The sequence below is a fragment of the Streptomyces sp. NPDC059853 genome, from assembly GCF_042731495.1.
Taxonomy (GTDB): Bacteria; Actinomycetota; Actinomycetes; order Streptomycetales; family Streptomycetaceae; genus Streptomyces.
On sequence record NZ_JBHWJL010000139.1, the window covers coordinates 1 to 12,606 of the forward strand.

12 protein-coding genes are annotated in these 12,606 nt (G+C 72.7%); 9 read left to right on the forward strand and 3 right to left on the reverse strand.

Annotation, left to right across the window (positions count from 1 at the left end; all coding sequences use genetic code 11):
- The 7 genes from ACFV5N_RS16215 to ACFV5N_RS16245 form a co-directional block, all read left to right on the forward strand.
- The coding region (locus ACFV5N_RS16215; protein ID WP_385599619.1) for a UTRA domain-containing protein at positions 1 to 427 on the forward strand (427 nt) is incomplete at its 5' end.
- Between the two features lie 79 nt (positions 428 to 506).
- A complete protein-coding gene (locus ACFV5N_RS16220) occupies positions 507 to 1,874 on the forward strand; it encodes an extracellular solute-binding protein (RefSeq protein WP_385599622.1) in 1,368 nt (455 codons plus the stop codon).
- Positions 1,849 to 2,751 (forward strand): carbohydrate ABC transporter permease, encoded by a 903-nt coding sequence (locus tag ACFV5N_RS16225; RefSeq protein WP_385599625.1) that lies wholly within the window; start codon positions 1,849 to 1,851, stop codon positions 2,749 to 2,751. Before ACFV5N_RS16220 ends, ACFV5N_RS16225 begins: the two co-directional genes overlap by 26 nt.
- Complete coding sequence (locus ACFV5N_RS16230; RefSeq protein ID WP_385599628.1) at positions 2,748 to 3,575, forward strand: carbohydrate ABC transporter permease; 828 nt, start codon at positions 2,748 to 2,750, stop codon at positions 3,573 to 3,575. Before ACFV5N_RS16225 ends, ACFV5N_RS16230 begins: the two co-directional genes overlap by 4 nt.
- Positions 3,575 to 4,657: an ABC transporter ATP-binding protein gene (locus ACFV5N_RS16235; RefSeq protein WP_385599631.1), complete on the forward strand. Its 1,083-nt coding sequence runs from the start codon at positions 3,575 to 3,577 to the stop codon at positions 4,655 to 4,657. The genes ACFV5N_RS16230 and ACFV5N_RS16235 overlap by 1 nt, the downstream gene beginning before the upstream one ends.
- Before the next feature lie 53 nt (positions 4,658 to 4,710).
- On the forward strand, positions 4,711 to 4,839 hold the full coding sequence (locus tag ACFV5N_RS16240) for a hypothetical protein (RefSeq protein ID WP_385599633.1): 129 nt from the start codon (positions 4,711 to 4,713) through the stop codon (positions 4,837 to 4,839).
- 129 nt (positions 4,840 to 4,968) lie between these two features.
- Complete coding sequence (locus ACFV5N_RS16245; protein ID WP_385599636.1) at positions 4,969 to 6,210, forward strand: CehA/McbA family metallohydrolase; 1,242 nt, start codon at positions 4,969 to 4,971, stop codon at positions 6,208 to 6,210.
- 126 nt (positions 6,211 to 6,336) lie between these two features.
- Here ACFV5N_RS16245 and nhaA read toward each other — a convergent pair whose 3' ends face one another.
- The 3 genes from nhaA to ACFV5N_RS16260 all read right to left on the reverse strand — a co-directional run bounded on the left by nhaA (position 6,337) and on the right by ACFV5N_RS16260 (position 9,769).
- Entirely contained in the window at positions 6,337 to 7,575 is a 1,239-nt protein-coding gene (gene nhaA / locus ACFV5N_RS16250; protein ID WP_385599639.1) for a Na+/H+ antiporter NhaA, read from the reverse strand.
- Between the two features lie 81 nt (positions 7,576 to 7,656).
- Positions 7,657 to 8,340 (reverse strand): potassium channel family protein, encoded by a 684-nt coding sequence (locus tag ACFV5N_RS16255; protein ID WP_385599642.1) that lies wholly within the window; start codon positions 8,338 to 8,340, stop codon positions 7,657 to 7,659.
- Between the two features lie 58 nt (positions 8,341 to 8,398).
- Positions 8,399 to 9,769, reverse strand: coding sequence for a TrkH family potassium uptake protein (locus ACFV5N_RS16260; RefSeq protein ID WP_385599645.1), 1,371 nt, complete (start codon positions 9,767 to 9,769; stop codon positions 8,399 to 8,401).
- A 120-nt stretch (positions 9,770 to 9,889) separates the two neighbouring features.
- On the opposite strand from ACFV5N_RS16260, the gene ACFV5N_RS16265 reads away from it, so the two are divergent.
- Together ACFV5N_RS16265 and ACFV5N_RS16270 are read left to right on the forward strand one after the other, a co-directional pair.
- Entirely contained in the window at positions 9,890 to 10,519 is a 630-nt protein-coding gene (locus ACFV5N_RS16265) for a hypothetical protein (RefSeq protein ID WP_385599648.1), read from the forward strand.
- A 121-nt stretch (positions 10,520 to 10,640) separates the two neighbouring features.
- On the forward strand, positions 10,641 to 12,606 hold a 1,966-nt coding region (locus tag ACFV5N_RS16270), incomplete at its 3' end, for an SPFH domain-containing protein (RefSeq protein ID WP_385599651.1).

The following is a 12,606-nucleotide window of genomic DNA, read 5'->3' on the forward strand; positions in this document are numbered from 1 at the left end:
GCGCGGGCTCCCCTTGTGGTCCCCGGCGGCCGGGGGCGCGGCCGCCGCCGCCCGGGCCCTCGCGGCGGCCACCCCGGTACGGCGCGTGGAGCGGCTGCGGCTCACCCACGGCGAGGACCCCATCGCCCGGCTGCGCAACTACCTGCCGCTCGACCTGCTGACGCTCACCCACGCCGACCTGGAGGCCACCGGCCTCTACCGGCTGATGCGCGCCGCCGGCACCACCCTGCACAGCGCCCGGCAGTCCATCGGCGCCAAGGCCGCCACCGCCACCGAGGCCGCCGCCCTCGCCGAGGAACCCGGCGCGCCGCTGCTGACGATGCAGCGCACCGCGTTCGACGACACCGGCCGGGCGGTCGAGTACGGCACGCACCTCTACCGCGCCTCGCGCTACACCTTCGAGCTGCAGCTCCTCATCAGGCCCTGACCGCAGGGCCTTTACGGCCCTCCGCTGCTCGGGTACATCCCTCTGGTAGGCGTCTCGGAGCGGAGAGGGGCTGAGGGCGGTGCGGGTGTCGCGGGTGGGCGGCGCGGTGGCCGTGGGGCTGCTGCTGACGGGCTGCGCGGGATCGGGCGACGGTACGGGGGACGGCACGGCGCGGCTCACCATCAGCGCCAACGCCGTGGCCGGCGGCAAGAACGCCGAGGAGGCCGCCTGGATCGAGGAGTGGGTCATCCCGCGCTTCGAGCAGGAGCAGGCGGCCCGGGGGGTGGAGGTCTCCGTCTCCTTCGAACCGAGCGGCGTGGACGACGAGCAGTACAAGACCAAGACCGCCCTCGACCTCCAGGCCGGGGCCGGACCCGACATCATCACCCTGGACGGCATCTGGGTCGGCGAGTTCGCGCAGGCCGGCTACATCGAGCCACTGGACGCGGACCAGCTGGCCTGGGACGGCTGGGAGCACATCCCCGAGGCCGTCCGGCACCTGGCCGGCTTCGAGGGCGAGCTGTACGGCATCCCGTGGGGCACCGACGGCCGGGTGCTCTACTACCACAAGGGCCTGTTCGCCGAGGCCGGGCTGCCCACCGACTGGCAGCCGGAGTCCTGGGAGGACATCCTGGCCGCCGGGCGCGCGCTGTCCGCCCTGGACGAGGTGATCCCGATCCAGCTCAACGGCGGCACCGCCATGGGCGAGGCCACCACCATGCAGGGCGTCCTGCCGCTGCTGGCCGGCGCCGGGGCGCAGATCCACGACGGGACACGGTGGCTGGGCGCGGGCCCCGCGCTGGAGGCCGTCCTCGGCCTGTACGCGGAGGTGTACGGCGGCGGGCTCGGCGACCCGCTGCTCCAGCAGGAGGCCCAGGGCCGGGACAAGTCCTTCCAGCGGTTCGCCGAGGGCCGCGTCGGCATCCTCGCCGAGGGCGACTACCTGTGGCGCGGCGTACTCGACCCGGACAGCGGCACCGCGCCGATGGCCGACCGCGACACCGCCGTCGGCTACGCCAGGATCCCCGCCCTCACCCCGGGGGCCGGCGCCGGGGGGCAGGACTTCGTCAGCATGTCGGGCGGCAGCGTCCGCGTCCTCAACCCGGCCGGCGACCATCCGGAACTCGCCTTCGAACTGCTGGCGTTCATGAACTCCGCCGAAGCCCTCCGGGCCGCGATGGACGGCCAGGACGCCCGCATCACCGCCCGCACGGATGTCAACGAGGTGGTCCTGGCCGGCGACCCGATGCTGACCTTCGTCGCCGAGGAGGTGCTGCCGCTCACCTTCTACCGGCCACCCCTGGCCGAGTACCCGCGGGTGTCCCTGCTGTTGCAGGAGGCCACCGCCCAGGTGATCTCCGGCACCGACCCGGCGACGGCGGCCGCGGACTACCAGGAGGCGCTCACGGAGGTCGTCGGCGGTGCCGGGCACATCGCCGGGCGGTGACGCGGCCGGCCTCGGCCGGCTCAGGGCGGGCCTGTTCACCGCCCCCGCGCTGCTGCTCATCGTCGCGTTCCTGCTGCTCCCCGCGCTGTGGACGCTCTACCTCGGCGTCACCGACTACCGGCTCACCGGCCCGGCCGCCGCCGACCCCAGCGCCATCGGCCTGGACAACTTCGAACGCGCCCTGAACGAGGACCGGTTCACCGACTCCCTGTGGCTCACCCTCCAGTTCGTGATCGGCTCCGCCGTCCTCGGTCAGGCGCTGCTCGGCTTCACCATCGCCTGGCTGCTGCGCGAGCGCACCGGAGTGCTGCGCCGCCTCGTCGAGGCGCTGGTGCTGCTGGCCTGGATCCTGCCGTCCTCCGTGGTGGCGTTCCTGTGGATCGCCCTGCTGGACCGCGACGACGGCACCCTCAACGCCCTGCTCGGCACCCCCGGCACCGCCTGGCTGCTGGAGCACCCGATGGCGTCCATCATCGTCTTCAACATCTGGCGCGGCACCGCCTTCTCGATGATGCTGTACGCCGCCGCCCTCGGGAACGTGCCGCCCTCGCAGCTGGAGACCGCCCGGCTGGCCGGCGCCTCCACCTGGCAGCAGCTGCGGGACGTGGTGCTGCCGCGCATCAAGGGCCACGTCCTCACCAATCTGCTGCTGATCAGCCTGTGGACGTTCAACGACTTCACGCCGTTCCTGCTCACCGGCGGCGGCCCCGACAACCGCACCGAGATCATGCCGGTCCTGCTCTACCGCACCGCCCTGCACGGCGGTGAACTCGGCTACGGCGCGGCCCTGTCCGTCCTCATGCTGCTGGCCAACCTGGTGATCGCCCTGGTGTACGTGCGGCTGCTGCGGTCGCGGACCGAGGAGCCGGCCGCATGAACGACAGCGTGACCCGCGCCCTGGCCACCATCGCCCGCTGCACCGCGCTCTCCCTGCTGCTGGCCTTCTTCGCCCTGCCGCTGCTGTGGCTGGCCTTCGCCCCCTTCGACCGCACCCCCACCATCGCCGCCTCCCTGCCGCAGTTCACCCTCGACAACTTCCGGCAGCTGCTGGAGAACCCGCAGGCGCTGCGCTCGCTGCGCAACTCGGCGCTGCTGGCGGCCGGCACCGGCGCGCTGGTGGTGGTGTTCGCGGCGCTCGCCGCCTACGCGCTCAGCCGGGTGCGGCTGCCGGGCCGGGACGCGCTGCTGTACGTCCTGCTGCTGCTGTCCTCCATCGTCACCGGCACGGCGGCCATGGTGCCGCTGTTCAACCTCGCCTTCGAACTCCGCCTGATCGACCAGCAGCTGGGCGTGATCCTGGTGCTGGGCGGCGGGCTGCTGCCGAGCGCCGTCTTCATCCTCAAGGACTTCATGGACGGCACCCCGCGCTCGTACGAGGAGTCCGCGCGGGTCTTCGGCGCCTCCCCGCTCCAGATCGTCCGCCATGTGGTGGTGCCGCTGGTGCGGCCGGGCCTGGCCACCATCGCCGTGTGGTCGGTGGCGCAGGTGTGGGGCAACTTCCTCATCCCGTTCCTGCTGCTGCGCTCGCCGGAGAAATCCCCGGCCGCGGTCGTCATGTACACCTTCTACACCGAGGGCGGCCAGCCGGACCTCGCGCTGATCGCCACCTTCTCGCTGCTGTACTCGCTGCCGGTGGTGCTGATGTTCCTCTTCGTCAGCTCCCGCTACGGCTTCCGCTTCCACGGAGGGATCAAGAGCTGATGGCGGCCATCTCCCTGACCGGGCTGACGAAGGTGTACCCCGGCGACGTCACGGCCCTGGACGCCCTGGACCTGGAGATCCGGGACGGCGAGTTCTTCGCGCTGCTCGGCCCCTCGGGCTGCGGCAAGACCACCCTGCTGCGCACCATCGCCGGGCTGGAGTCGGCCACCGGCGGCACGGTGGCGATCGGCGAGCGGGAGGTGACCGCGCTGCCGCCGGGCCGGCGGGACGTGGCCATGGTCTTCCAGGACTACGCGCTCTTCCCGCACATGACCGTGCGGGACAACATCGGCTACCCGCTGAAGATCAGGAAGACACCGGCCGACCGGCGGTCCGCCAAGGTCGCCGAGGTCGCCGCCGAACTCGGGCTGGCCGGCTATCTCGCCCGCCGCCCCGGGCAGTTGTCCGGCGGGCAGCAGCAGCGGGTCGCGCTCGCCCGGGCGATGGCCTGCCACCCGAGTGTGTTCCTGTTCGACGAGCCGCTGTCCAACCTGGACGCCCGGCTGCGTCTTGAGGCCCGCACCTTCCTCAAGCGGCTCCAGCGCGAACTCGGCGTCACCACCGTCTTCGTCACCCACGACCAGGCGGAGGCGCTGGCGCTGGCCGACCGGATCGCGGTCCTGGAGGCCGGCCGGATCCGCCAGCTGGGCACCCCGACCGAGGTCTACCGGCGCCCGGCGAACACCTTCGTCGCCTCCTTCATCGGCTCGACCCCGATGAACCTGCTGCCCGGCACGGTGCGCGGCGCCTGGGTCCGGGTCGGCGACACCCTGCTGCCGGGGCCGCTGGGCACCGGTGCCGCCCCGCTGCCGGACGGCGCCGAGGTGGTGTACGGCATCCGCCCCGAGTATCTGCGCTACACGGCCCAGCACCCGGCGGACGTCCCCGGGGCGCTGCCCGGGCGGGTCACGGTGATCGAGAACCTGGGCGCCGCCCAGCTGCTCACCCTGGACCCGGTGGCGGGCGGCCCGCCGCTCCAGGTGACGGTGCCGGAGGACCTGCCGGTGACGGTCGGCGAGACGGGGTACGCGCTGCCCCGGCCGGAACGCGTCCTGGTCTACCGCGACGGGCGGCTGCTGTGAGCGCCGCCCGCCACCGTGCGCGGCGCGCGGTGTGCCAGCCGCCCATGGAGCCGATGAGGCAGGACGGGCCGGTGGTCCGGGTGGAGGCGATGGCCTTGTCGACGACGGTGGCGCCGGCCGCGAACTCCTCGGCGCCGCCGCCGTCCTCGCCCGCGATGGCGACGAAAGGCGGCCGCTCGTAGGGGATGCCGTCGTCGGTGGCGCCGTCCGCGGGGCTGCCGTTCCGGGCCGGGCGCCCCACCCGCCCCACCCGCCCCCGGCGGGGTGGTGCGCGGGCGTGGATGGGGGGACTCTGGTGGGTGGGAGGTGGCGTGGGGTTGAGCGAGGTGGTGCACCGGGGCCGCTGGAGTCCGGAGGACCGGCTGGCCGAGGAGGTGCGGCGGCTGCCGTTCGAGGTGCCGCGCGGCGTGGCCGGGGTCCGGGTGGAGCTGGCGTACGACCGGGACGGCGGTGGCGTCCTCGATCTCGGCTGCTGGGGCCCCGGCGGGTTCCGGGGCTGGTCGGGCGGCGCCCGGGAGAGCTTCACGGTGGCCGCCGACTGGGCCACGCCCGGTTATCTGCCCGGTGAGCCCGAGCCGGGGCTGTGGCACGTCCTGCTGCGGCTGCACCGGGTGCCGCCCCGGGGGGTGCCGTACACCCTGCGGGTGGTCACCACCGGCCGCCGCCCCGTACCGCCCGCGCAGGCGGCGCCGCCCGCGCCCCCGGTCCGGCCGCCGCGCCCGCCGCTGCCGCCGGTGGACGGGATGCGCTGGCTGGCCGGTGACTTCCACGCGCACACCGTGCACAGCGACGGCGCGCTCACCGTCTCCGAACTCGCGGCCCTCGCCGTCACCCGGGGCCTGGACTTCCTCGCCGTCACCGACCACAACACCGTCTCCCACCACGCCGAACTCGCCGCCGTGGGCGCGCGGTACGGCATCACGCTGGTCCCCGGGCAGGAGGTCACCACCGACCTCGGGCACGCCAACGTCTTCGGCGACACCGGCTGGGTGGACTTCCGCGAACCCGCCGACACCTGGGGCGCCCAGATCGAACGGCGCGGCGGCGTCCTGTCCGTCAACCACCCGCTGGCCACCGACTGCGCCTGGCGGCTGCCGCTGGAGCCGCGCCGCCGGCCCCGCCATGTGGAGCTGTGGCACCCGAGCTGGCGCGATCGCGCCCACGGTGCGCCGCTGGCCTGGGCGCTGGCCTGGCGGCCCGATGTCATCGCGATCGGCGGCAGTGACTTCCACCGGCCCGGCGGCGAGCGTCCGCCGCCCGGCTCGCCGACCACCTGGGTGCTGGCCGAGGACGACAGTCCGCGCGCGCTCCTGGCCGCGCTGGCGGCCGGGCGGACCGCCGTGCACGCGGGCGGCCCGCGCGCCCCGCTGCTGCTGCGCACCGGGGACGACCTGCTGGCCCTGCGGGCGGCGGGCACCGTGCTGGTGCGCCCGGACGGGGCGCGGCAGCTGGTGACGGGGGAGCGGGCGGTGCTGCACGCGCCGGTGGCGGCGCCGGCCGGCCCGTTCCGGCTGGAGAGCCACACCCATGAGGTGCTGGCCCTGTGCCAGTGACGCCCGGGGCCGGTACGGGCCCGGGCGCCGGGAAGCCGGGCGGGTCCGGCGCCCGGCGCGCCGTCCGCGAGCCGTGACCGCCCGGCCCGCGCCGGGCCGGGCGGCTCCGCTCCGTCCGGGGAGGGCTCAGTCCAGCGGGGTGCCCGCCCGCTCGTGGGCGCGGCCGCGCGCGGTGAGCAGGATGGAGGCACCGACGGCGGCGATCAGCGAGCCGAGCAGGACGGCGACCTTGACGTGCTCCTCCAGGTGCGGGGTGCCCGCGAACGCGAGTTCCGCGATCAGCAGCGAGACGGTGAAGCCGATCCCGGCCAGCATGGCGGCGCCGAAGATGTCCGGCCACCTCAGGCTCGGGTGCAGGGTGGCCCTGGTGAAGGTGGCGACGAGCCAGGTGGCGCCGAAGATGCCGATGATCTTGCCGAGGACCAGGCCCAGGGTGACGCCCAGCGCCTCCGGTTCGTGGATCATGTCGGCGAACGTGTCCCCGGAGACCGCGACCCCGGCGGCGAACAGCGCGAACAGCGGCACGCACAGCCCCGCCGACCACGGGTGCACGAGGTGCCCGATGTGCTCGGCGGGCGCCTGCTCCTCACCGGGCTTGGCGGTGGTGCGCAGCAGCATGCCGATGGCGACACCGGCGATGGTGGCGTGCACCCCGCTGTTGTACATCAGGCCCCAGATGATCAGGGCGAGCGGCACGTAGAGGTACCAGCCGCGGACGCCCCGGTGGTGCAGGAAGCCGAAGAGGGCGAGACCGGCGATGGAGCCGAGCAGTGCCCACAGGTTGAGGCCGGAGGCGAAGAACACCGCGATGATGATGATCGCGATGAGGTCGTCGACGATGGCGAGGGTGAGCAGGAAGGTGCGCAGCGCGGAGGGGAGCCGGCGGCCGACGACGGCGAGGACGCCGAGCGCGAAGGCGATGTCGGTGGCCATCGGCACGGCCCAGCCGTCGAGGGACCCGCCCTGGACGCCGTTGATCGTCACATAGACCAGGGCGGGGACCGCCATGCCGCCGATCGCGGCGACCACGGGCAGGGCGGCGGCGGCCGGCTTGCGCAGCTGGCCGACGACCAGTTCGCGTTTGAGCTCGATACCCGCGATGAAGAAGAAGACGGCCAGCAGTCCGTCCGAGGCCCAGTGCCCGATGGAGAGGTTCAGACCGAGCCAGGGGAGGTCGAGGTGGTGGTCGCGCACCGAGGTGTAGGTGTCGCTGAGCGGTGAGTTCGCCAGGATCAGCGCCAGTGTGGCGGCGACCAGCAGCATCAGCCCACCGGTGACCTCCAGCCGCAGGAAGTCGGCGACCGAGCGGCGGTCGCGCTCCTCCGGGCTTTCGGGGGGAGCGGTGGACTGAGGCGTCGGGGTCATCAGGGGGAGCCTCCGAGGGCTGGAAACGGACAAATCCTTACATATTGCCGACCAGACTTCCCGGCTCACCTGCCCGCAAAGCTAACCCAGATTCGCGAAAGCCTCCACGGCGGCCGTCTCGCCGGTGACGATGATCACATCGCCCGGCTCGATCACCGTGTCGGCCGTCGCGTACGTGAAGCGTCCCCCCGGTCGCTTGACGCCCACCACGGTCACCCCGTGCGCGGTACGCACCCGGGTGCGGCCCAGCGGCCGGCCGGTGGCCACGCTCGGTGCCACCGTCTTCGCCAGCGCGTAGTGCTCGTCGAACGGGATGAAATCCAGCATCCGACCGGTGACCAGGTGGGCCACGCGCTCACCCATCTCGTGTTCCGGCAGCACCACGTGGTGCGCGCCGAGCCGCTCCAGGATGCGGCCGTGCTGGCGGCTGATCGCTTTCGCCCACACCGTGGGCACCCCGTGGTCCAGCAGCAGGGAGGTCACCAGAATGCTGGCCTCCACCGCGCTGCCGATGGCCACCACCGCCTTGGGGAAGTCGGGGAGACCGAGTTGCCGCAGCGTCTCGGCGTCGGTGCAGTCGGCCACGGCGGCGTGGGTCAGCGCGTCGCTGTGCCGCTGCACCAGTTTCTCGTCCGCGTCCACGCCCAGCACCTCCCAGCCGCCGCGCATGAGTTCGTGGGACAGCGACATCCCGAACCGGCCGAGTCCGATGACCGCGACGCGCTGGTCGTGGCGGCCTTGCCGCCGGGAGCGTGACGAGTGCATGGTCCGTGTTTCCTTCCGCTTCCGCTTCATCGCCGCCCGGTCCTTGCCGCCGGGGCGCTCAGCCGATGATCGGGCGTTCCTCCGGCAGTTGATAGCGCCGCTTGCGTTCCCGCAGCGCCAGGGCGGAGGCGAGGGTGATGGGGCCCACCCGCCCCAGGAACATCAAGGCGATCAGGATCAGTTGCGCCGGCCCGGGCAACTCGCCGGTCAGGCCGGCCGTCAGGCCCACCGTGCCGAACGCCGAGGCCGCCTCGAACAGCACCACGTCGGCCCGCGCGTCGACCGTGGCCAGCAGGGCGATGGACGCGGCCAGGACGGCGGCCACGCCGAGCAGCGCCACGGTCAGCGCCTGCCGCAGCACCGCAGGGCTCAGCCGCCGTCCGAACACGCCCGCGGCACTCTCGCCGCGCACCTCGGCCAGGATGGCCACCCCCAGGACGGCGAAGGTGGTGACCTTGATCCCGCCCGCCGTTCCCGCGCTCCCGCCGCCGATGAACATCAGAGCGCTGGAGGAGAGCAGCGTGGCCGGTTCCATGGCGGCGATGTCGGTGGCGTTGAAGCCGGCGGTGCGCAGCATCGCCGAGTGGAAGAACGCGCCCAGCAGCTTGTCACCGCCGCTCAGCGGCCCCAGCGTGCCCCGGTTGGACCACTCCAGCAGCAGGGTGAGCGCCGTCCCCGCGGCCAGCAGCGCGGCGCTCAGCCACAGGGTCAGCCGCAGGTGCAGCGACCAGCCGCGCGGTACGCCGGAGGGACCGGCCGGGCCCGCGGTGGCACGCCGCGCCGCCCGGTTCGCGCGCCAGTGCCGCAGCAACTCCAGCAGTACGGGGAACCCGAGCCCGCCCAGGATCACGGCGCCCGCCACCGGCAGCAGGACCCACGGGTCGTGCGCGTATCCGGTGAGGCTGTCCGCGTACAGTCCGAAACCGGCGTTGTTGAAGGCCGACACCGCGTGGAAGACGCCGTACCCGAGAGCCTCCCTCAGCGGCTGCCCGTGGCCGAAGTGGAAACGCGCGGTCAGGACGGCCGCCGTCACCGCCTCCACCGCCACCGTGACGAGCGCGACCCGCTTGAGCACCCCGCGCACCTCGCCCATCCCGAACTTCGACTCGGCCTGCGCGTGCAGCAGGGTCATCAGCCGCAGCCGCCCCACGACCAGCAGGGCGAGCAGGGAGGCGAGCGCCATGATGCCGAAGCCGCCCGCCTGGATGAGGAAAAGAATCACCGCTTCACCGAAACCGCTCCAGTAGGTTCCGGTGTCTACGACGGTGAGCCCGGTGACGCAGACGGCGGAGGTGGCGGTGAACAAGGCGGTGAGCAGGGGTGCCGAACCGTCGCCCGCGCGGGAGATCGGCAGCGCCAGCACGGTGGTGCCCGTCACGACCGCCAGGGCGAATCCGAGGGCCACCATGCGCGCCGGATGGGTGTGCACGACCAGAACGTAACGCCGCTGGATACCCCCCGGGGTACCGGTTCGAACGTTCGTCGCGTATAAATGTTGTCAATATCGCCATAGGGGGGTCAGAAGATGGGGGACTTCTTCACCACGGCCATGGCATTTCCGGCCGTGATCTTCACCTTCCCCCTCGCCGTGGTGCTGCTCTACTGGATCTTCGGCGTGCTCTTCGGCGTCGGCGGCTCCGTCGCCGAGGGCGGCGGGGACGCGGGTGGGGACGGCGGCGACGGCGTCGGCGGCTTCGCGGGTGTCATGGCCCTGCTCGGCCTGGGCGGCGTGCCCGCCGCGATCCCCCTCTCCCTGCTCATCGCCGTCGCCTGGTTCACGGCCATGGTCGGCACCGAACTGCTGGACGCCACCGCCGCCCGGATCGCCACCGTCCCGGTCGCGCTCGTGGCCGGCTGGGGCGCCGCCCGGCTGCTCGTGCTGCCGCTGCGCCGGGTCTTCCCGGCCGAGACCGGGTCCCTGCGCGAGGACTTCGTCGGCAAGGTGTGCGTCGTGCGCACCAGCCGTGTCACCGCCGACTTCGGCCAGGCCGAGGTCACCGCCGAGGACGGCGGCACCGCCATCGTCCAGGTACGCGCCGAAGGACCCGAGGGTGCCGACCTCGGGGCCGGCAGCAGGGCGCTCATCTTCGGCTACGAACCCGAACGCGAGATCTTCTGGGTGGCGCCGTACGACGCCGGCCCGGCGACCGGCCACATCGAGGACCGCCTGCCGCGCTGAGCGCGTCCCCGCCCGCCACCGCACCGCCCCCGACCGGCGCCACCGCGCGCCCCGCGGTCTTCACCGCGTCTCCTTCTTCAGCAAGACATCTTCTCGACCGACACGAGGGGTTCACCACCGGATGGACACGATAGGAACCAGCCTCGGCGTACTCATCGCCACCGGGCTGATCATCATCATCGCCGTCGTCTTCATGCTCAGCCGGCTCTTCCGCAAGGTGGAGCAGGGCAAGGCGCTCATCATCTCCAAGGTGCGCAAGGTCGATGTGACCTTCACCGGCGCCGTGGTGCTCCCCGTACTGCACCGCGCCGAGACCATGGACATCTCCGTGAAGGCCATCGAGATCGGCCGGACCGGACGCGACGGCCTCATCTGCCAGGACAACATCCGCGCCGACATCCGCATCTCCTTCTTCGTGCGGGTCAACAAGACCGTGCAGGACGTCATCAAGGTGGCGCAGGCGATCGGCACCGAGCGCGCCAGCGACCGCGAGACGCTCCAGGAACTGTTCAACGCCAAGTTCTCCGAGGCGCTCAAGACCGTCGGCAAGCAGCTGGACTTCGCCGACCTGTACACCAAGCGCGACGAGTTCCGCGACCGGATCATCGCCGTCATCGGCACCGACCTCAACGGCTACAGCCTGGAGGACGCGGCGATCGACTACCTGGAGCAGACCCCGCTCGCCCAGCTCGACAAGGACAACATCCTGGACGCCCAGGGCATCCGGAAGATCACCGAGCTGACGGCCGAGCAGAACGTCCTCACCAACGAGTTCCGCCGGAACGAGGAGAAGGAGATCACCCGGCAGAACGTCGACGCCCGCGAGGCCGTCCTGGAACTGGAGCGCCGCCAGGCCGATGCCGAGATCAAGCAGCACCGCGAGATCGAGTCCGTCCGGGCCCGCGAGGAGGCCGAGACCGCCCGCGTCCAGGCCGAGGAGCGGCTGCGCGCGCAGACCGCGCACCTGAAGACCGAGGAAGCCCTCGGCGTGCAGAACGAGAACCGCGAGCGCGAGGTCGCCGTCGCCAAGCTCAACCGCGACCGCGTCGTCGCCATCGAGAACGAGCGCATCGAGAAGGACCGGCTCCTGGAGGTCATCGCCCGCGAGCGCGAGACCGAACTCCAGCGCATCGCCAAGGACAAGGAGCTGGAGGGCGAGAAGCGCGACATCGCGGACGTGGTGCGCGAGCGCATCGCGGTCGAGAAGACCGTCGCCCAGCAGGAGGAGGAGATCAAGAAGCTGCGCGCGATCGAGGAGGCCGAGCGCGAGCGGCAGGCCCTCATCATCGCCGCCGAGGCCGAGGCGCAGGAGCGGCTGGTCAAGGACATCAAGGCGGCGGAGGCCGCCGAGGCCGCCGCCCTCCACAAGGCCAAGGAGGAACTGACCCTCGCCGAGGCGCGGCTGAAGTCCGCCGACCTCGACGCGCAGGCGGCGATCCGGCTGGCCGAGGGCAAGCGCGCCGACACCTCCGCCGAGGGCCTGGCCGAGGCCGAGGTCAAGGAGCGGATGGCCGACGCGATCGCCAAGACCCGGCACGCCGAGGCCGAGGCGGCCAAGGAGATGGGCCTGGCCGAGGCCGAGGCGCTGCGCGAGAAGATGACCGCCGAGGCCGAGGGCCTCAAGCTCAAGGCCGAGTCGATGGCCGCCCTGGACTCCGCCAGCCGGGAGCACGAGGAGTACCGGCTGCGCCTGGAGGCGGAGAAGGAGGTCCGCATCGCCGGCATCGACGTGCAGCGGCAGATCGCCGAGGCGCAGGCCACCCTGGTGGCCGCCGGTCTGGAGAACGCCAAGATCGACATCGTGGGCGGCGACAGCGTCTTCTTCGACAAGCTCATCGGCTCCATCTCGGCGGGCAAGGGCCTGGACGGGTTCATCAACGGCTCCGAGCACGCGCAGACGCTGGCCGGTCCGTGGCTGGACAAGGAGGGCTCGACGTTCACCCAGGACCTGGGCGCGATGGTCGCCGGCCTCGGCGCCGGCGGCATGCGCGATCTGACGCTGGCCGGGCTGCTCGGCTCGCTGATCGCGGGCGGCGGTGAGCACACCGGGCAGCTGCGCGGCGTGCTGAAGGCCGTCACCGCGCAGG

Bases quoted from the DNA above. Each gene is read 5' to 3' on its own strand.
- ACFV5N_RS16230 (WP_385599628.1), top strand. From the start codon at position 2,748: ATGAACGACAGCGTGACCCGCGCCCTGGCCACCATCGCCCGCTGCACC.
- ACFV5N_RS16235 (WP_385599631.1), top strand. From the start codon at position 3,575: ATGGCGGCCATCTCCCTGACCGGGCTGACGAAGGTGTACCCCGGCGAC.
- ACFV5N_RS16240 (WP_385599633.1), top strand. From the start codon at position 4,711: ATGAGGCAGGACGGGCCGGTGGTCCGGGTGGAGGCGATGGCCTTGTCG.
- nhaA (WP_385599639.1), bottom strand. From the start codon at position 7,575: ATGACCCCGACGCCTCAGTCCACCGCTCCCCCCGAAAGCCCGGAGGAG.
- ACFV5N_RS16255 (WP_385599642.1), bottom strand. From the start codon at position 8,340: ATGCACTCGTCACGCTCCCGGCGGCAAGGCCGCCACGACCAGCGCGTC.
- ACFV5N_RS16265 (WP_385599648.1), top strand. From the start codon at position 9,890: ATGGCATTTCCGGCCGTGATCTTCACCTTCCCCCTCGCCGTGGTGCTG.